This is a genomic window from Nonomuraea antimicrobica (genome assembly GCF_039536965.1).
Taxonomy (GTDB): domain Bacteria; phylum Actinomycetota; class Actinomycetes; order Streptosporangiales; family Streptosporangiaceae; genus Nonomuraea; species Nonomuraea antimicrobica.
Genome location: NZ_BAAAZP010000014.1, coordinates 26,851 through 45,401, shown reverse-complemented (window position 1 = coordinate 45,401; position 18,551 = coordinate 26,851). Strand labels below are relative to the sequence as shown.

Genomic DNA, 18,551 nt, shown 5'->3' with positions numbered 1-18,551 from the left:
GCGGGCCACGACGCCAAGGAGGCGCAACGGCCCCGCCCGCTAGCGTTCGCCGTCCGGCGTGGGCTGGAGGCGGGTCGCGAGGCCGTCGAGGACGCAGGCGAGGCCCTCGTCGAACTCCCGGTCGCGGGCGTCGCGCCGGTGCCCGCCGCGCTGTGCCGCGTAGAGCGTGCGCAGGCGCGGATAGTCACGCACGGCCCGCTCGGCGGCGGGCCACAGGCGGTCGGTCCACTCCTGCTCGTCGTGGCCGCTGCGGGCCAGCTTCGTCAGCCACGCGGCCTCGCTGGTCGACCTGCCGACGACGTACGCCGTGACGGTGTTCAGCCCCTGGTCGGCCGCCTCCAGGGAGAATCCGCCCGCCTCGAACGCGGCGAGTGTGGCCTCCGACAGCCGCAACACGTTCGGCCCCAGGTAGGCCACCCCCGCCTCGCCCAGCACGGACCCGATCCAGGGGTGGCGCAGCAGCGCCGCGCGCATGCTGTGGGCGCTCCGGGTGACGGCCGGCCGCCAGCCCGCGCCCGTGGCGGGCGGCTCGATCTCGCCGTAGACCTCGTCCACGACCAGTTCGAGCAGTTCCTCCTTGCTGGCCACGTGCGTGTACATCGAGGTGGCCCCGGCGTTGAGCCGGGTGCCGAGCCTGCGCATGCTCAGCGCGTCGATGCCCTCGGTGTCCAGCAGTTCCAGCGCGGCGGCGACGATCTGCTCGCGGCTCAGCGCCGGTTGCTCCTTGCGCCGGGGCCGGGGGCGGGCCCACACCGACACGAACGGTTCCTGGTCGCCGGGCATGCGGCCTCCTGATCTCTGCGCCATGCTCTCGCACAGTGTACGGCTTGCGAATGCCGTGCGATGCTCCGTACAGTGTTCGGACACCGCACACCGTACGGAGGTTTTCCATGACGTCATCCCATTTCGACACCGCCCGGTGGCAGGCCAGGCTCGACGAGCTGCTCGCCGCCCACCACGTGCCGGGAGCCGCCCTGGCGGTGCTGACCGGCGGCGTCGTCCACGAACTGGCCGGCGGCCTGCTGCATCGCGGCACGGGAGTGGCGGCCACGACCGACTCGGTGTTCCTGTCCGGCTCGCTGGCCAAGGTCTACACCGCCACGCTCGTGCTGCACCTGGTCGGCTCGGGTGACCTCGACCTGGACGCGCCCGTGGTGAGCGTGCTGCCCGAGTTCGGCACCCCGGACCCGGAGGCCACCGCGACGATCACGATCCGGCAGCTCCTGTCGCACACCGGCGGCCTGACCAACGACTTCATGTACGACTCCGGGCGGGGCGACGACTGCCTGGCCGAATACGTCGCCGCCCTCCGGGACGTACCGCTGGACTGCCCGCCGGGGACGGCCCTGTCCTACGGCAGCTCCGGATACGTGGTGCTGGGCCGCGTCGTGGAGGTGCTGACCGGCCGGACGTGGGACCAGGCGATGAAGGAGCGGCTGTTCGATCCGCTCGGGCTGCGGCACTCGATGACGCTGCCGGAGGAGGCGCTGCGGTTCCGCACGGCCATGGGCCACCTGGGCGAACCGGGCCGGATCCCCGACCCGGCCCCGGTCTGGGACATGATGCCGCGCTCGGCCGCCCCGTACGGCAGGGTCATCGTCTCGGCCGGGGACGTCGTCCGCTTCGCCAGGATGCACCTGGACGGCGGGCTCGCCCTCGACGGAACCCGCGTGCTGCCCGCCGACGCCGTCGCCGCCATGCGGCGGCGCCACGCGGACAGCCTGGACAAGTGGAGCGTCTGGGCCGACGGCTGGGGCCTGGGCTGGACCCTGCACGACTGGGACGGCGTCCCCGGCTTCGGCCACGACGGCAACGCCGTCTCCCAGCACTCCTACCTGCGCGTGATCCCGCACGCTGGCGTGGCCGTGGCCCTGCTGGCCAACGGCGGCGCGGTCGGCCGCCTGTACGCCGACCTCGTCCCCGAACTGCTGGACGAACTGGCCGGCGTGCGCATGCCACCGCCCTTCGCCCCGCCGCCGAACCCGCCCGAGGTGGACCTGGCGCCGCTGGCGGGGACGTACCGGCGGGAGGGCGTCGTCACGACCATCAGCCAGGACGCGGACGGCGCCGGGCGCATGCGCTACGAGCTCGTCGGCGGCATGAGGCGCTACTCCCCGCCGCTGGAGGCCGGCCTGGTGCCGGTGTCGCGGTCGGAGACCCGGTCGGTGTTCGCCGCCACGGGCCTGCCGTCCGGGGAGGAGTTCTGGCCGGTGGTCTTCGCCGCGCTGCCCGACGGCACGCCGTACGTGCAGGTCGGCATGCGCGTCGCCCGCAAGACCGACTGACGCGGGAATCCCGCGCCGCCCGGTGACCGATCAGCCGGTCGGCGCGGCGAGCGGGCTCGCCCTCCGGCCGACGACTCAGCGTCGGGCGTGGCGGATCGTCAACCGTCCCAGCCCCATGGCCCCGGAGATCCGGATCCTCGGCCCGCCGGGACGGGAGCGCCGCCGGACCTTGTGCAGCGGAGCCTTCCACTCGGTGCGCAGTCCCTCGACGTCGACGATCGCGTCACGGGGCACCTTGATCTCGGCGCCGCCGGTGCCGAGCCACAGCTCGATGTCGATCACCGGATGGTCGATGACCGCCCGGGACAGGTCCAGCCGCACCCTGCCGAGCGCCGACTCGACCTTGAGCGTCCTGGGCACCCGCCACGCGCCGCGCCGCCGGATCCGTCCGCTGACGGCGGCGATCGTGGAGGTGGCGTTCTCCACCGGGAGCGCGGCCAGGGCCGACTCCAGCTCGTCGTGCGTGGTGGCGGTGAGCGCCCGGTGCAGGCCCTCGTCCATCTCCTCGTGCGAGACGCGCCCGTCGGCGTACGCCTCCTGCAGACGCCGTACGGCCGCGTCGCGGTCGTCCTCGCCGATCGGCAGGGCGTTCACCGTCCCCGCCCTCCGGCGACCACGATCGGATCCGCCATGATCCCCTCCGCTTGGTACGTTGTACGCGGTTTGATGACGGTCAGGCTAAGTTACTGGGTACGACGTACGCAAGTGGGAGGTGGAGCCGTGGCCGATGCCGAGTACACGAACATCTGGATGCGGCCCGAGCGCCCGGCCCGCGGGCCGAAACCGGCCTACAGCCGCGCGCAGATCGCCGAGGCCGCGGTCCGGATCGCCGACGCCGAGGGGGCGGAGGCCGTCACCATGCGGCGCATCGCCGCCGAGATCGGCGCGGGCGCGATGTCCCTCTACCGCTACGTCCCGAGCCGCGACGACCTCATCGTCCTCGTGGCCGACCGGCTGCAGGGGGAGATCGACCTCGATGGCGTGCCCTCCGGCGACTGGCGCGCGGACCTGACGCGCTACGCCCACGAGGTGCGGGCCATGTGGCTGCGCCACCCCTGGGTCGCCACCGTGCACCGCTCGCTCCTCGCCCCGGGCCCCAACCAACTGCGCCTGATCGAACGCGTGATGGGAGTCCTCGACCCCTGCCTCTCCATCGACGAGAACCTCGGCCTCATGGCCATACTGAACGGCTACGTCGAGAGCGCCGCGCGCGAGGAGGTGAGCCGGGCCGAGGAGGTTCGCCGCAGCGGGCTCAGCGAGCCGGAATGGCTGGCGCGCAGCTACCCGTACGTCGAGCGGCTGCTGTCGAGCGGGGACTACCCGATCTTCACCAAGATCGCGACCGACACCCGCCACCTGCGCCTGGGCCGCGACGACCAGTTCCGGTACGGGCTGGAACGCGTACTCGACTGCATCGCCGCGGCCCTCCCGCCGACGCCCCCGCGCCGCGAGCGACGGGAGGACCACGACGATTGAGCCGGGTCTCAGGCGGTGGGCGCGGCGGCCTCCTCGGTGAGAGGGAAGAAGGGGATTTCGAGGTAGACGTTGTCGGCGGCGGCGAGGAGCCTCGCGGCGTCGTCGACCGGCGGGTGGATGTGCCGGTTGATCCACATCTTGACCTCCTTGCCCGCGACGCCCGAGGCCATCACCTTGCGGTCCCAGCCCCGGGTGAAGACGGCACCGGCGCCGCCCAGGTCCAGGCAGGTGACGTACGGGCCGGGGGTGAAGTCGCGCAGCGGCCCGCCGAGCAGGTCGGCCGCCGCGTTGTGCCCGGCGACCTTGCCGAGCGGGGTGGCGTGCTGGCAGGCCTGCATGACCGTGTGCCCGGCGTCGTACGCGGCCGCGGCCGTGTCCCCGGCGGCGAACACCTCGGGCAGGGCGCGCAGGTGCCGGTCCACCGGGACCCGGCCGAGGTCGTCGAGATCATCGGAGATCTGCCTGGTGAGATCGCTGGCCCTGAGCCCGACGGACCAGACCACCACGTCCGCCTCGACCTTGGCGCCGTCGGAGAGCACGGCGTAGCCGTCGCCGATCTCCGTCACCGTCGTCCCCAACCGGCGTACGACGCCCAGCGTGTCCAGCGCCGCCTCGATCACCGCGCGCGGGCCGGAGCCGAGCTGGTCACCGACCACCTCCGCACGGTCCACCAGCAGCACCCGGCCCCGGGCGGCCAGTTCGGTCGCGGCCTCCAGGCCGACGAACCCGGCGCCGACGACCACGGCGGAAAAGTCCTCCCGGTCGCGCAGATGCTCGGTGAGCCGCCGGGCGCCGTCCAGGGTGTCGATGTCGAAGAGCCGCTCTGCGCCCGGCAGCCCCTGGGGCGGGACGAGCCCGCTGCCCGCCGCCAGCACCAGCCGGTCATAGCCGACCTCCGCGCCGTCCGCCACCACCACGCGGCGGGCGGTGTCGATCGTGCTGACCGTGGCCCGCAGGTGCTCGACGCCGATCGGCCCGAGGATCCTGCTCAGCTCCACCTTGGCCAGGTCCGGCTCCGGCTCGTACAGGCGGGGCCGCAGCACCAGGTGCTCGTTCGGCGCGATGAGCGTGATGCGCAGCTCCGCGTCCTCACGCGCCAGCGCCGCCCCCGCCGCGCTCCACACACCCGCGAACCCGCCGCCAATGATCACAACGTGCGCCATCGGTCCCGTCCTCTCTCAGCATTCGCCCTCCGGGGATCGAAGGGTCCGGCAGGGAGACAAAACGGAGCCTTCAGATGTGACCGAACCAGCAAGGTTTTCCTGACCGCCCGGTCTCCTGACCGCCGCGATCGGTCAAGATCGCACGGTGTCCGGCTCTCCGGCGTTCTCGTGTCCGAGGGACTTCGCGGAAGCGGCGGCGAGCCTCCTCGTGGAGGCCGTCGTCAGGGTCAGCGCGCAGCCGAGCAGGATCGCTCCTGCCGTGAGCAGCAGCCACCGGTAGTCGACCACGGCGACGAGCGCGGCGCCGGCGGCGATGGAGGCCATCTGCGGCAGAGCGGTGGCGACGTTCGACGCGGCAGCGGTACGCCCCTGCAGCCTGGACGGGGTGAGCCGCTGGCGCGTGGTCACCATCGCGACCGTCAGCCACGGGAGCGCGACCCCGGCCAGGAACAGCGCCGTCAACGCGACGGGAAGCAGGGGGACGCCCGCGAAGTCGGCGGCCATCGCCACGCCGGCGGTGCCGAGCAGCGCGAGCGCGGTTGCGTACGTGACCGCCGGTCCCAGCCGGCGCAGCACCAAGGCGGCCGTCAGACCGCCCAGGACGCTACCGGCTCCCTGGACGCTCATCAGCACCCCGAAGAATGCCGCGTCCATCCCCAGTCCCTTGTCCACGAGCTCGAACAGCGCCGAGTCGTAGAGCCCGACGACGCCGAAGGCCGCCGCGCCCACCATCACCATGCGCCACAGCAGCGGGACGCTGCGCAGGTGAGCCAGACCGGCGGCGGTCTCCCGCCATCGGCTGTGCCCCGGCGGGCGGGGCTCCGGCGCGGATTCGCGTACCCGGATCGTGAGCAGGACGAGCGCGGTGAGCACCAGGCAGGCGGCCACCCCGATGGCCAGCGCGGCGCCTCCCCACCCGGCGTAGAGCGCGCTCCCCACGACCGGTGAGAGGACGCGTAACCCCTGGTCGACGGTGGCCAGCAGGCCGTTGGCGGTGTCGAGGTGCCGGGCCGGAAGCATGTCCCGGACCAGCCCGGTCTGGGCGGCCGAGTTGACCAGGCCCAGAGTCCCGTAGGCGAACGCCACCGCGTACAGCAACCACAACTGCCCGGCCGTCTGCACGGCCAGCAGCGTCGTGGCGACCGCGGCACCGGCGAGGTTGGCCCAGACGAGCAGGGGCTTGCGGCTGACCCTGTCGGCGAGCAGGCCGATGAGCGGGAAGAGCACCACCGGGGCGGCCAGCGCGAGGAACACCAGACCGGCGGCGCCGCTGCTGCCCGACAGGTCCTTGGCCCACACTCCGAGCGTAAGATAGAGCGCGCTGTCGGCGAGGTTGCCGATCGTCCAGCCGCCGAGCAGCCGCCGGAACGGCCGGCTGGCGAGTGCCCGTCTCATCGCCGGTCCGGGTCCGGCAGGAGATAGGTGTTGTGGAACAGCCGGACCGGACGCCCGTCCGCCGGGCGCGCGTCCGGCTCCCGCCAGCGTTCGGTGTAGGGAGCGATGAGCTGGGCGATCTCCGCCCCGAGGCGTTCGGCCTCCTCCGGCGTCAGCCAGAGCGTGGCGCCGGAGCGCGACAGCCTGCCCTTCCACGCCTCCGGCACCGTCGCCGTGGCCGCGGCCTTCATCCGTGAGTGCTCCCAGTCAAGGAAGGCCTGATCCAGCGCGGACGCCGCCGACTGCCCGTCCTCGTCCGGCTGCTCGGAGTCCCAGGACTGGTCGAGGTCGACGAGCCGCCAGGGCCGGTCGCGCCCGGTCTGGCCCGGCGCGCGCTCGATGTAGCCGAACTTCGCGAGAACTCGCAGGTGGAATGAGCAGTTGGACGGGTTCTCGTCGACCAGCTCCGCCAGCCGGGTGGCCGTCGCGGTGCCTTCGATGGCCAGGAGTTCGAGGAATTGGATGCGCAGGGGGTGGGCGAGCGCGCGCATCGCCTTCGGATCCTTGATCTTCACCGGCCCAATCTATAAGCGAAATAACTCTTTCGCAATAACTCTTTCGCGTCACCTCGTGGGGCGCCGTGAGGGGTCAGGTGGGCAGGGACGCGGCGACGGCCATTGTCGTGTACGGCATGGTGAAGCCGCCTCCGAGCGCGTCGACGGCGGCGCCGACGGCCTCCAGTACCTCGGCCAGCCGGTCCGGCGGGAGGCGGGTCAGTCCGCCGGTGGTGGGCAGCAGGTCGAGCCACTCGGCGCGGGTGTAGCGCCGCTCCCAGGCGAAACGCCACTGCTCCGGCTCGCCGAACGCGGCTGACCGCCGGATGCCGTCGGCGAACGTGGCGCACATCTGCTCGTAGATCTCCTGGGCCGGTCGCGGCGGGCCGGACCCGTACGGCGAGTCGGGCGCCACCCGCCACAGCGCGGCGGTGAACGCCTCCATGACCGGGGCGGGCGGGTCGTACGCGTGGGCGAACACCGCCAGCAGGCCGCCGGGACGCAGCACCCGCGCCGCCTTGGCCGGGCCCGCGACCGGGTCCACCCAGTGCCACGACTGCCCGGCGACGACCGCGTCGAACGTACGTCCGGCGGCGTCCCAGTCCTCGAACGTGGCCACCTCGACCTCGACCCCGCCACGGCGGGCGAACTCGGCCATCCGCGCGTCCGGCTCGACCCCCAGCACCTCGCAACCGGCCGCGATGAACTGCCGGGCCTCGATGCCGGTGCCGCAGCCGACGTCGACGATCTCCGGGCCGGGGCTGGTGGCCGTGATCCGCCGTATCAGGGCCTCGGGGTAGTCGGGGCGGGCCCGGTCGTAGCGTTCGGCGTCGATCCCGAACGATTCGGCCATGTGGCGGGCCTTGTGGGGTTCGTTCCCGGAGGGCGAGGGTTGAGTGGGCATGCGCCCACTCTAATGGGCGTGTGCCCACTCGGCAACCGGGCGCGGTGTGCGTCAGGGGGTGGTGGCCGCCAGGTCGCGGCAGCGGCTGCTCGCCTCGGCGTCGCCGATCGCCTCGTACAGCGTGGCCGCGCGCGTGTACGTACCGCTGCTCTCCTCGGGGCGGCCCTCCTCCGCCAGCAGGGCCGCGAGCCGCTCCAGGGCGACGGCCTGCGAGAAGTTCGCCAGGTGCAACTGCTCCATGAGCGCGACCGACTCGGTGAGCGCGGCGATCGCCTCGGCCCGGCGGCCGAGCAAGCGCAGGCAGACGCCGAGCCGCATCAGCAGATGCGGCCGGGACAGGGCCGCGATGCTGGGCGTCATCCCCGACCGATCGTCCTCCAGCAAGGCGCGTACTTCGAGGAACGTCTCCAGCGCCTCCTCGTGGCGCCCCTGGTCGTACCGGCAGTCGCCGAGGCCGCTGAGACTCTGGCAATAGGCGTCGACGTCGCCCGCGGCCTGGAACATCCGCGCCGCCCGGGCGAACGACTCCGCGGCTTCGTCCAGCCGCCCGAGCCTCCGGAGGGCGGCCGCCGCATAGTTGTGCGACCAGGCGATCTGCGCCGTGGCGCCGGCGCGGGTGGCGAGTTCGAGCGCCTGGGCCGCGTAGCTCAGCGTGGTCTCCGGCGCGGGGGGCGGCACCAGATGAACCCACGCCAGGTAGTTGAGCTGGGTGGCCTGCCGCGCCGGGTCGTCCAGGGCGGCGGCGGCTTCCGCGCCGAGCGTGAAGACCTCCTGCCAGTGCGGCGAGTGCATCCAGCGGTCGGAGAACCAGTGCATCGACTCGGCGCAGTCGAGGACGGCCTCGTGCCGCCCGGCGCCGGCCGCCTGCCGCATCGCGCCCAGCCAGTTGTCCACGTTGACGCGCAGCCAGCGTTCGGCGGTCTCCGGAGAGGACATCTCGGCGCCGGGCCGGTCGGGGCGGCCGTAGGCGGGTTCGAACCATCGTCCGGCGGTGGTGGCCGTCCGCAGCAGCCACGACGTCGTGGTCTCGGTGATCGCCTCGCGCTCGGCCGCGTTCTCCTCGGCGTGCAGCCGTTCGCGGGCGAACAGTCGGACCAGGTCGTGGAAGCGGAAGCGGCCCGACGTGCTGTCCTGCAGCAGGCCGAGGTCGACGAGTTCGTCGAGGGCGCTCCAGGTGTCCTTGATCGCGATCCCGCCGGCGACCGCGGCGAGGGCTGCGTCGAAGTCGCGGCCGGGCACCAGGGCGAGGCGGCGGAAGACCCGCCGGGTGGCCGCCGCGAGCTGTTCGTAGGACATCTTGAACGCGGTGGCGACCTCGAGGTCACCGGCCTTGAGCTGGGTGAGGCGGCGTTCCTCGTCCGTCATGCGGGCGACGAGCTCGGCCGGGTCCCATTCGGGGCGGCTGACCAGCCGGTTTCCGATGATCCGGACTGCGAGGGGCAGGCCGCCGCAGAGCTGCGCGAGCTGCGTGAGCACCGCTGGCCCGCCGGCCGCGGAACGTTCGCCCAGGATCCCGGTCAGCAGGTCGGTGGCCTCGCCCACCGGCAACGGGCCCAGGCTCAGCCTGCGTACGCCCTCCAGCCCGGCCAGCAGCCGCCGGCTGGTGACCAGGGCCCGGCTCGCGCCGCCGCCCGGCAGCAGCGGGCGCACCTGCTCCTCGGAGCCGGCGTTGTCGAGCACGACCAGGACGCGCCTGTCGCGCAGCAGCGAGCGATACTGGGACGCCCGCCCGGAGGCGTCGGCGAGGACCTGCTGGTCCGCGGTGCCGAGCGCGCGAAGCAGCAGGGCCAGCGCCTCCTCGGCGGGCAGCGGGTGCGGGGACATGCCGAACAGGTCGAGGAAGAGCACCCCGTTCGGGAAGTCCGGTCGCAGGGCGTGCGCGGCGCGGACGGCGAGCGTGGTCTTGCCCAGACCGGCGGGACCGGTGATGAGCCCGACCCCCGCCGCCCCCGGCGCGCCGGCCCCGCGAACCAGCTCGTCCATCCAGGCCAGCTCCGCGGCGCGGCCGGTGAAGTCGGCGACGGACCGGGGCAGCTCGCACGACCCGTCCGGACGCGCCCAGTGGTCGCGCAGACGGCCGTCTCGTGCCAGGTCGACGAACTCCTTGCGGGCGGCCTCGCCGAGGGCGAGCGCGTCCGCGAGTCTGGAGACGGTGCGGTGCTGGGGGCCCTTGCTGCGCCCGCGTTCCAGGTCCGACAGGGTGCGGGCGCTGATGCCCGAGGACTCGGCGAGTTCCTCCAGTGTCAGGCGGGCCGCGTGCCGGTGACGGCGAAGCAGCTCCGCGAAGCTCGGCGGCTCGGTGATGGGACGACTCCTGCTCTGCGGTGCGGGTGCGCCTGGACGCGACTGCCAGCGTACTCGGCTGCGCCTTTTGGCTCCGGACCGTCAAGATCTCCGCGTCAGCTCGGGGCTTGCTCGTTCCTGATGCCGGGGAGAGCCTGGGGGCCCGCGAAGCCGTGCCGCAGGATGCGCAGGAGCCGACGCGCGTGCTCGGGGCCGCCGCCGGCGACGGCGCTCGCGCTCGTGAGCGCGAGCAGGTCGTCCACGGTGAGGGTGCGGTCGGCCGCACCGGACTCCTGGGCCCGGGTGAGCAGCTCCTGCGCGGTCGACCGCATGGACGCGTGCCACTGGTCGAACAGCGTGGTACGGCGCCGGTCGTCGCTCGCGGTCCCCGCCGTGGCCAGGGTGCGTTTGGTGGCGACGTGGACGACGAAGCCGTCCAGCCAGGCGAACAGCGCCTCACCCGGCGGAACGAGCGGCCCGACGGCCGGGTGCACGCGCTCTCGAAGGGGATCGGCGTCAACGCCGACGGCACGTGCGCAAGCGTGACCTACGAGGACGTCGTCGTACGCGTGGATCAGGGCTGGCGCATCAGCCGCCGCAAGGTGCTCGCGCGACGGGTACCGCTGAAAAGGTGACTCGCCCGTTCGCCGGTTATACTCCTGGCAGTTGTCCTGGAGACGGCCGGCGTCGCTCGTCGAGCCGGAGTCTGCCTTGAAGGATCCACAATCGGCAGGTCACGGAAGACAACCGGGAGTTGTTCATGGAGCTGGACCTCGGTGCCGTCAGGACCTTCCTCGCCGTCGTCGACGACGGGCACTTCACCGAGGCGGCCGCGCGCGTGGGCATGTCCCAGCAGGCCGTGTCCAAACGAATCGCCAGGCTGGAGTCCGACCTGGGCGTCTCCCTGCTGGTCCGGTCCCGCGCCGGGGCCAGGCCGACCGGCGACGGCGAGGCGTTCCTCCCGCACGCCCGCGCGCTGATCAGCCTGGCCGACCAGGCCGTCGCGATGCTCCGCGCACGCGGCCGCCCCCTGCGCATCGACGTGCTCGGGCGCGGCGCGGCGTCGATGGACCTGGTCCGGGCCTTCTACGAGGCCGGCGACGTCGACGTCGACATCGTCGTCTCCCGCGGCGCCGTCCCGCGAACGTCGGTGCTCGCGGACGGGTCGATCGACGCGGCGTTCGGCCGAACCACGGGCACCCTCACTCCAGGGATCGAGCGCGTCCCCGCCTGCCTGGAGCCGATCTCCATCCTGGTCGACCGGCGGCACCGGCTCGCCAGGCGCCGGCGCGTGCCGATGCGGGAACTGTCGGGCCTGACGGCCTGGATGCCGGGCAACGCCCGCGACAGCGAGTGGGCGGACTACTACCGCTTCCTCAGCGCCGAGTTCGGCGTCCACATCGACAGCTCCGGGCCGGTCTTCGGCCGTGACCACATCATGGAGAGAATCGCGGCCTCACCGGACCTCATCACGTTCGGCAACAAGAGGCAGTATTCGGTCGCTCCGGAGGTCGTCGAGATCCTGGTCACCGACCCCACGCCGGTGTACCCCTGGTCCCTCATGTGGCACGAGGCGAACCGTCACCCCTCGCTGCCGCTGCTCGTCGCCCACGTGAAAGACCACTACCGCCCCTTCGACCCCCGGAGTCAGTGGCTGCCCGCGCCTGACCGCCACCTCTTCCCGGCCGATCCCGGGCAGGCCCGCCAGGTCCTGTAGCGGCCTCGCCCGGCGGACGTTCGACGGCTTCACCGCCGCCGTCGAACCGGCAGGCTGTCAACGGGGCTTGGTGCGGAAGGCGCGGCGGTAGGCGCCCGGTGTCGTACCCAGGGTGTTGAGGAAGCGCCTGCGGAGGTTGGTGGCCGAGGAGAGGCCGACGCGGCGGGCGACGGCGTCCACGGGGAGGTCTGAGGATTCCAGCAGGTCCCTGGCGGTGGCGATCCGCTGCGCGAGCAGCCACTGCCCGGGGCTGGTGCCGAGCTGGTCGGCGAACCGCCGGGCCAGGGTACGCGTCGAGAGGCCCGCGTGCGCGGCCATGCTCTCGATGGTCACCGTCGCGCCGATGCGCCCGCTGATCCACTCCAGCAACGGCGCGAGCGTGCCGTCGATCTGTACGGGGTGCGGCGGCGCCGAGTACTGCAACTGCCCGCCCTCGCGGTGCGGCGGCATGACCATGGTCCGCGCGATGTGGGCGGCGTAGTGGGCGCCCTGGTCGCCGCGGACCAGGTGCATGCACAGGTCGATGCCGGCCCCCGCGCCGGCGCTGGTGGCCACGTCGCCGTGGTCGACGTACAGGACGTCCGGGTCGACCTGGATGTGCGGGAAGCGTACGGCGAGCTTGTCCGCCAGCCTCCAATGGGTGGTCGCCCGTCGTCCGTCGAGCAGGCCGGCGTGCGCCAGCGCGAAGGCGCCGGAGCAGATGCTGACCACCCGCGCTCCACGGGAGTGGGCCTGGCGCAGCGCCCGGACGACCGCGGACGAGGGCGGCTCCTCGGTGGGCAGCCACCCGGCGACGATCACGGTGTCCGCCCGGTCGAGCGCGTCGAGCCCGTCGGTCACGAGCATGTCGTACCCGGCGTAGGTCGCCACCGGGCCTGGGCGCTCGGTGCACACGGTGAAGGTGTAGCGCGTCGGAAGCCCCGGCCGTTCGATCCCGAACACCTCGGCCGCGCACGCGAGTTCGAAGGTGGACTGCGGTGGGCGGATGAGCGCCACGACGCGATGCATGGCTGAAAAGTACCGCATGATGTCTTTCCTGACATTCGAGGATCGCACCGCATCGCGACACCTCGGGCAGGCCCGGCCGCCGCACCCCCGCACGAGCCCCTGTGGCTCCTGACATCTGGGGATGAGGCGGCGCTCGGAGGAAGCTCTTCGCCCTCGGCCGCCACCAGGAACCTTCGCGACGTTCTTCGCGTCCTACATGTCATGCGTATGATCGTCGCCGCGGCCATCACCGGCGTCGGCATTCTCGCCTTTTCGCCCGCCTCCGCCGCGACCGACGTATCGGCTTCCCAGGAAGCGTGCACGTTCACCTGGTTCAACATCGACAACCGTGACGTGCTCACCGCGGTCTCCGAGGGGAAGACGCTGGCAAAGGACGAGAAGTGGCTCCCGTCCATGCAGGTGTTGCGGACGGGCGTCGCGCAGGTGACCGGGGTGCGGCTGGACAAGCCGCAGACGGCGATTGCGTCGTTGGGCAAGCGGGTCGGCCAGTCGTTGACACCGATCGACCAGACGTATCCGTCCAAGGGCCGTTTCGGGGAAACCTCTTTCAGCGGCGCGGGGCGGTACGTCATCTACCAGATGGCGAATGGCCTGGTGGACGCCGACTGCGTGGTGGAGTGCGGCGGGAAGCGGCTCGGCTCGGGACACGCCACCTCCTGGCAGTACGGCGACTCCCGCGGGGCGGCGCAGTGCGGCGTCAAGACGGGGGACGAGACCCGCATTGCCGACATGGCGCTCCAGTTGGCCTGTTGACGCCTCGACCGTCGTCCCGCGGGGCCATCCGTCCCGCGGGACGCGCTGCGGCGCCCGAGTCCCCTCGCCTTGGGGGTCGGTCGTGTGTCAGCGCCTTCCCTGCCAGGAGTAGAAGGCGCCCTCCAGGTGCTCGAAATAGTGATCGACGTGATCCTCCGACCACTCCATGTCCTCGAGGAGTCGGGCTGGATCGCCCTGCGGACTCCAGGCGTAGCCGTAAGGGCTGAATAGCGTCACGCCCTGTTGGAAAACGACCACCCCGCGTTCGCGGCGGACTTCCTCGAAGTCCATCCCGCCGACGGTGCGAGGGCCGAGCCGGTCGCCGTCCTTCATTGTGCGGGCGAACGCCTCCATCTCTGCGGCTGACCGGATGAACCGCTGGTCATCGGTGCCGCGGAAGGCCACGATCGCCACTGTCACGACGACCGCGACCGTGAGGACACCGAAGAACGCCAAGGCTCTCGAACGTGAACCGCTGACTGACACGCGGCCTCCATCTGATCGTCGTGGACAACGGTCCTCCGTTGATCGTAAACAGACCGGAGGTGTCCGGGCTCAATGAATTGCGACAGGCGGGGCGCCCCTGGTCAGCGAATTGACATCTTTCTTGAGAGGAACCGGTATGACGGCCAGGGTTGTCTCATTGAAGGTGGGCAGTTTTCTTGGTGTCAGGCCCGGTTGCCCGCTCCCCAGTAGAACGGCCCAGTGGTTGAGTGAATCTTGATGCGCCATCCGATCCGCTCGAGCTGTCGTTCGAGGTCTGGCGGTTGGTGTGGGACTTTGACGATCCGGTAGGCGGTCCCGTCCAGGAGCTGGCGTTGTATGGTCGCGGACTGCTCGCCCTCGATGAGTTCGTCGGCAGTCCGGTAGCCGTCGTCGACGAAGAATACCCGCCCGTCCGGTTTCAGGCAGTCGGCCACCAGGGACCAGAAGGAGGCGAAGCGTTCGGGGGGAACATGTGACAGCCAGAACCCGAAGAAGACGACGTCGTAACGACGGTCCGGCTGCCAGCGGAACAGGTCGGCCGACACGAAGCGCACCCGCTCTTCCTCGCCCACCCGTGCCGAGGCGATGGCGAGCATTTCTGGGGACGCGTCCACGGCGGTGACATCTGCGGCGTGCTGGAGTAGCTGTGTGGTCCAGTTGCCTGGGCCGCAGGCGAGTTCGAGCACGCTGCCGGTCGGCCGGAACGCATCGAGCGCCGCCGACAGCTCAGAGGCTCCGGGAAAGGGTAGAGCGTGGCGCTCGTACTCCGTGGCAATCGCCCGGTAGTAGACGACCTGTTCGTCGAGTAGTTCTTGCAGGTTCCCGCCATCAGCCGAGTTCATGGATCGACTATCACAAAATCATTCGCCGGGCTGCAATGCTGACAGCGTCGACGTCTCACCATCGGCGCCAAGCCAGGACAACGACCAGCCGGCCACGCCTGGCGCACGAGTCTCAGCCACACCGCAACCATCGCTGCAGAACGTAACCGTCAGGTCACACCACTTGGCAGTGGACCAACGAGACCCACCAACGCTTCGAGACGAACGCCAGGTCACGTGAGACAGGGATGCTTGCGGGATACGGCATCGCCGCGCTCGTCCGGCCTGTGCTGATCGCCGGGTCCGCAAGTCGTGGTCAGTTCGGGGTCGCCAGGCCCTTGCAGCCCTTGTCGATCTTGCCCGTCTCGAAGTACCGTGCCACGTCGGCGGCGCACTCGGGCACCCGGGTGGTCGACACGTGCACGTCGTCGGCGACCGTGTAGACGGTGCCGCCGATGGCGCGCCGCGTCTGCAGCGTCCAGTCGTAGACGGACATGAACTCGTGCAGGTGCCCCGCCAGCACCAGTGACCCGCTGCTCCGCTTCAACGTGGCCTGTTGCACCGGCAGCGGCCAGCCGGGACACATGACCGGCACTCCCCAGGCCCGGCCGGTCGCCGGATTGCGCTTCAGGAGCTGCTGGTAGGCACTCCAGGCGGTGTCGAAATCGGCCCGGCTGCCGTCCTCGTTGCACGAGACGGCCAAGTTCATGGTCATGTTCAGCGTTTCGGGTGCGCCGGGCGCGGGCGTCCCCATCGTGGGCGCGCCGAGCATCTCCTTGACGGTGGGCGGGGCGGTGGCGCCCGTCGCCGTCCGCAGCTCGGCCAGCGCCCTGCCCGCGCGCGCCCACTCGGTCGAGTTACGCCTGGCCAGGTCGGCGACGGCCGAGCCGTCGATGGGACGCTGCAGGTCGGTGTAGGTCCTGGGGTGCTTGTCGTACGTACTGACCAGCGTCGCCACCTCCTCGCGCACCTTCTGCGGGGTGGCGCCGAGACCGTAGGTCCCATCGCGGCGGGCCAGCCAGGCGGCCATGCGCCCGAAGTTGCGCTCGGCCGCCTCCGCGCTGTCCTCGGCGTGCTCGTCGATACGGGTCCACGGCGGCGCCACACTGTCCAGGAAGGCCCGTCCGGTGTGCCCGGGGAACAGGCTGCGGTACACCATGCCCAGATACGTGCCCCAGGAGAAGCCGAGCAGGTTGAGCTCGCTCTCACCCAGCGCGGTCCGTACCAGGTCCAGGTCCTTGGCCACGTTCTCGGTGGTGAGCTGCCCGAGGAAGGCGGGGTCGGAGCGTCCGCACCTCTGGTTGGCGGCGACCTGGGCGTCGTAGATCTTCCTGGCCGCCTCCTCGGCCAGCGTTCCGGGCTCCTGCGGGCCGTTCGGCGAGGTGGGGCAGGCGACCTTGGTGCTGTACCCGACCCCGCGCGGGTCGAAGCCGATGATGTCGTGTCGCTCGTTGAGCCCCGCCATCTCCTCGTTCCTGAGCGCGGCCCGCAGGACCGGGTCCAGGTATCCGCTGTTGCCCGGCCCGCCCGGCAGGACGGCGATGGCGCCGAGCCGGTGGGCCTCGTCCGTGGCGGCCAGCCGGGTCAACGCGATGTCGATCTTCCGCCCGGCGGGTTCACGGTGGTCGAGCGGGACGCTGACCGTCCCGCACTCCAGGCGCTTCAGCAAGCGGTGGAAGGCCGCGACCTTGTCCGCCGCCACGCCCAGGCCGCGGATCACCTCATCGGAGTAGGCCGGGCAGGATTTCCACTGCACGGAAGACACGCCGGAGCTGGAACTGGGGCTCGCGGTGCCGCCCGCCGCGGAGGGATGCGCCACCAACCCCGCCAGCGCCAGTGCCAGCGCCGTCAGTGAAGTTCGGTACGTCATGCGGACCAGTAGTAGAGCGGCGGTCGTTTACTTACCGTTTCTCCTCGGCAGTACCGGCCGAAGATCACGTGCCGTTGGGCGGATCCAGAAGCCGCTTCGCCCCATCACTGTCAGGAGGCGCGCCCTCAGTGAAGTTCGTTAAGCAATGCGCTAATTGATTGGCCGCCCAGCGCCCAGGCTGTGATCGTGAACGTATGGAGGCGCACAGTTGTCAGGAAGGACGGCGGGATGAAGGCCAAGCGGCTCGGGCGCAGCGCGGTGGAAGTCACGGAACTGGGCTTCGGTGGCGGTCCACTGGGTGGCCTGTTCGCGCCGCTGGCCGACGACGCGGCCGCCGAGGCGCTGGCTGCGGCGTGGGAGGGCGGGATCCGCTACTTCGACACCTCACCGCACTACGGCATCGGACACTCTGAACGCCGGATCGGCGAGTTCCTGCGCCAGGTGCCGCGCGAGCAGTACGTCCTGTCCACCAAAGTGGGCCGCCTGCTGCTTCCGCAGGACCCAGCCGGCCGGATGGACGAGTTCTTCCACGTGCCCGCGACCCACCGGCGGGTTTGGGACTTCTCCCGCGACGGCATCCGGCGCAGCGTCGAGGACTCCCTCACCCGCCTGGGCGTCGACCGCTTCGACGTGCTCTTTCTGCATGACGCCGAAGAACACTTCGAGGCCGCGTTCCGCGACGGTTACCCCGCGCTGGCCGAACTGCGGGCGGAGGGCGTGGTCGGCGCCATCGGGGCGGGCATGTACGACACCGGCATGCTCACCCGGCTCGTCCGGGAAACCGACATCGACGTCGTCATGCTGTCCGGCTACTACACATTGCTGCACCAGTCCGCCCTCGACGAGCTGCTGCCGGCCTGCGCCGAACGAGGGATCTCGATCCTCGCGGCTTCCATCTTCAACTCCGGCGTCCTTGCCACACCACGCCCCGGGCCCGACGCGCGATTCGAGTACCGGCCCGCCTCCGCGGAGGTGCTGGAGCGGGCGCACCGCATCGCCGACGTCTGCGAGGACCACGGCGTGACACTGCCCGAGGCCGCCATGGCCTTCCCCCTGCGACACCCGGCGGTCGCCGGCATCGTGGTCGGCATGCGCTCAGCCGAGGAGGTACGCCGCAACCTGGCCGCGTCCACCAGTCAGGCGCCGGAACGGCTGTGGAGCGACCTCGTGGCGGCCGGGCTCGTCGACGAGCGGGCACCGCAGGCGACCGCGTAACTCCCGCCGCCCCACCCGCTCACACCTCACCGGCCGAGGGCGCGGAGCGGGGCGACGGCCGGTGTCGGTGATGCGGCTCAGCGTGGACGCAGGCCCTCGAAGACCAGGTCGAGGAGGCGTTCGGCGGTGTCCGGCGGGGCGGTCGTCTCGTTGACCCAGGCGACGGCCGTGGCCAACTCGATGAGCTCGGAACCGGTCAGGTCGGTTCGTGCCTGGCCGCGGGCTTGTGCATGTCGTACCAACTCGGTGGCGGCCTGTTCGACGGCCAGGCAGCGGACGCCCAGAGGGCTGTCCCCGGTGCGCGTTGCCCGCGCGTAACTGGTGGCGATCCCACGGTAGCGGGTGATGTGCCGGACGAGGGCGGAGACCCACTCGCGCAGGATGTCCCGCGATTTCGGCTCGTCGAGCAGTTCGATGGCCAGCGCGGCGAGGCCGTCCAGGCTTTGTCCGACGATCTCTGCCGTCAGCGCCTCCTTGTCGGGGAAGTGGCGCCACAGCGTGCCCGGTCCCACTCCCGCGCGGCGGGCGATGTCGTTCATCGCGGCCGTGTCGACGCCGACCTCGTCGAAGAGCGCGGTTGCCGCCTCGATCAAACGAGCGCGGTTGCGGCGCGCGTCGCTGCGTCCGGGGTGTCCGGTCATC

18 protein-coding genes and 1 pseudogene are annotated in these 18,551 nt (G+C 71.5%); 5 read left to right on the top strand and 14 right to left on the bottom strand.

Annotated features, from left to right (window positions below):
* Positions 1-39 precede the first annotated feature (39 nt).
* On the bottom strand, positions 40-783 hold the full coding sequence (locus ABD844_RS05175) for a TetR/AcrR family transcriptional regulator (RefSeq protein ID WP_344873472.1): 744 nt from the start codon (positions 781-783) through the stop codon (positions 40-42).
* Between the two features lie 107 nt (positions 784-890).
* Between ABD844_RS05175 and ABD844_RS05170 the strand changes: the two genes are divergently transcribed.
* Positions 891-2,285 carry a serine hydrolase domain-containing protein gene (locus ABD844_RS05170; RefSeq protein WP_344873471.1) on the top strand — a complete coding sequence of 465 codons (1,395 nt, stop codon included), beginning with the start codon at positions 891-893 and terminating at the stop codon, positions 2,283-2,285.
* 75 nt (positions 2,286-2,360) lie between these two features.
* On the opposite strand, the gene ABD844_RS05165 is transcribed toward ABD844_RS05170, so the two are convergent.
* On the bottom strand, positions 2,361-2,879 hold the full coding sequence (locus tag ABD844_RS05165; protein WP_344873469.1) for a DUF1707 SHOCT-like domain-containing protein: 519 nt from the start codon (positions 2,877-2,879) through the stop codon (positions 2,361-2,363).
* A gap of 126 nt (positions 2,880-3,005) precedes the next feature.
* Between ABD844_RS05165 and ABD844_RS05160 the strand changes: the two genes are divergently transcribed.
* Complete coding sequence (locus tag ABD844_RS05160; RefSeq protein ID WP_344873467.1) at positions 3,006-3,761, top strand: TetR/AcrR family transcriptional regulator; 756 nt, start codon at positions 3,006-3,008, stop codon at positions 3,759-3,761.
* Positions 3,762-3,769: 8 nt separating this feature from the next.
* Here ABD844_RS05160 and ABD844_RS05155 read toward each other — a convergent pair whose 3' ends face one another.
* The 7 genes and pseudogenes from ABD844_RS05155 to ABD844_RS05130 all read right to left on the bottom strand — a co-directional run bounded on the left by ABD844_RS05155 (position 3,770) and on the right by ABD844_RS05130 (position 10,533).
* Positions 3,770-4,924 (bottom strand): NAD(P)/FAD-dependent oxidoreductase, encoded by a 1,155-nt coding sequence (locus tag ABD844_RS05155; RefSeq protein ID WP_344873465.1) that lies wholly within the window; start codon positions 4,922-4,924, stop codon positions 3,770-3,772.
* A 132-nt stretch (positions 4,925-5,056) separates the two neighbouring features.
* Positions 5,057-6,319: an MFS transporter gene (locus ABD844_RS05150; RefSeq protein WP_344873463.1), complete on the bottom strand. Its 1,263-nt coding sequence runs from the start codon at positions 6,317-6,319 to the stop codon at positions 5,057-5,059.
* Positions 6,316-6,873 (bottom strand): winged helix-turn-helix domain-containing protein, encoded by a 558-nt coding sequence (locus ABD844_RS05145; protein WP_344873461.1) that lies wholly within the window; start codon positions 6,871-6,873, stop codon positions 6,316-6,318. Before ABD844_RS05145 ends, ABD844_RS05150 begins: the two co-directional genes overlap by 4 nt.
* 73 nt (positions 6,874-6,946) lie before the next feature.
* A complete protein-coding gene (locus ABD844_RS05140) occupies positions 6,947-7,756 on the bottom strand; it encodes a class I SAM-dependent methyltransferase (RefSeq protein WP_344873459.1) in 810 nt (269 codons plus the stop codon).
* Positions 7,757-7,807: 51 nt separating this feature from the next.
* Positions 7,808-9,739 (bottom strand): tetratricopeptide repeat protein, encoded by a 1,932-nt coding sequence (locus tag ABD844_RS05135; RefSeq protein ID WP_344873457.1) that lies wholly within the window; start codon positions 9,737-9,739, stop codon positions 7,808-7,810.
* A 129-nt stretch (positions 9,740-9,868) separates the two neighbouring features.
* Positions 9,869-10,033, bottom strand: a pseudogene (locus tag ABD844_RS53050) (helix-turn-helix domain-containing protein); the annotation flags it as partial.
* A gap of 122 nt (positions 10,034-10,155) precedes the next feature.
* On the bottom strand, positions 10,156-10,533 hold the full coding sequence (locus ABD844_RS05130; RefSeq protein ID WP_344873455.1) for an SbtR family transcriptional regulator: 378 nt from the start codon (positions 10,531-10,533) through the stop codon (positions 10,156-10,158).
* A gap of 266 nt (positions 10,534-10,799) precedes the next feature.
* Between ABD844_RS05130 and ABD844_RS05125 the strand changes: the two genes are divergently transcribed.
* Positions 10,800-11,756, top strand: coding sequence for a LysR family transcriptional regulator (locus ABD844_RS05125; protein ID WP_344873454.1), 957 nt, complete (start codon positions 10,800-10,802; stop codon positions 11,754-11,756).
* Positions 11,757-11,813: 57 nt separating this feature from the next.
* Here the strand turns inward: ABD844_RS05125 and ABD844_RS05120 are convergent, their stop codons facing one another.
* Positions 11,814-12,764 (bottom strand): helix-turn-helix domain-containing protein, encoded by a 951-nt coding sequence (locus tag ABD844_RS05120; RefSeq protein WP_344873453.1) that lies wholly within the window; start codon positions 12,762-12,764, stop codon positions 11,814-11,816.
* Positions 12,765-12,971: 207 nt separating this feature from the next.
* Here ABD844_RS05120 and ABD844_RS05115 point away from each other — a divergent pair, with 207 nt between their 5' ends.
* Complete coding sequence (locus ABD844_RS05115) at positions 12,972-13,517, top strand: hypothetical protein (RefSeq protein WP_344873451.1); 546 nt, start codon at positions 12,972-12,974, stop codon at positions 13,515-13,517.
* An 87-nt stretch (positions 13,518-13,604) separates the two neighbouring features.
* Here the strand turns inward: ABD844_RS05115 and ABD844_RS05110 are convergent, their stop codons facing one another.
* From ABD844_RS05110 to ABD844_RS05100, 3 genes are all read right to left on the bottom strand, one after another.
* Positions 13,605-13,973, bottom strand: coding sequence for a hypothetical protein (locus ABD844_RS05110; RefSeq protein ID WP_344873449.1), 369 nt, complete (start codon positions 13,971-13,973; stop codon positions 13,605-13,607).
* 212 nt (positions 13,974-14,185) lie between these two features.
* Complete coding sequence (locus ABD844_RS05105) at positions 14,186-14,845, bottom strand: class I SAM-dependent methyltransferase (protein ID WP_344873447.1); 660 nt, start codon at positions 14,843-14,845, stop codon at positions 14,186-14,188.
* Between the two features lie 295 nt (positions 14,846-15,140).
* Positions 15,141-16,694, bottom strand: a complete 1,554-nt coding sequence (locus ABD844_RS05100; protein ID WP_344873445.1) for an alpha/beta fold hydrolase — start codon at positions 16,692-16,694, stop codon at positions 15,141-15,143.
* Positions 16,695-16,880: 186 nt separating this feature from the next.
* On the opposite strand from ABD844_RS05100, the gene ABD844_RS05095 reads away from it, so the two are divergent.
* Positions 16,881-17,909: an aldo/keto reductase gene (locus tag ABD844_RS05095; protein ID WP_344873443.1), complete on the top strand. Its 1,029-nt coding sequence runs from the start codon at positions 16,881-16,883 to the stop codon at positions 17,907-17,909.
* Between the two features lie 77 nt (positions 17,910-17,986).
* Here ABD844_RS05095 and ABD844_RS05090 read toward each other — a convergent pair whose 3' ends face one another.
* On the bottom strand, positions 17,987-18,550 hold the full coding sequence (locus ABD844_RS05090) for a TetR/AcrR family transcriptional regulator (RefSeq protein ID WP_344873442.1): 564 nt from the start codon (positions 18,548-18,550) through the stop codon (positions 17,987-17,989).
* Between the last annotated feature and the right edge of the window lies 1 nt (position 18,551).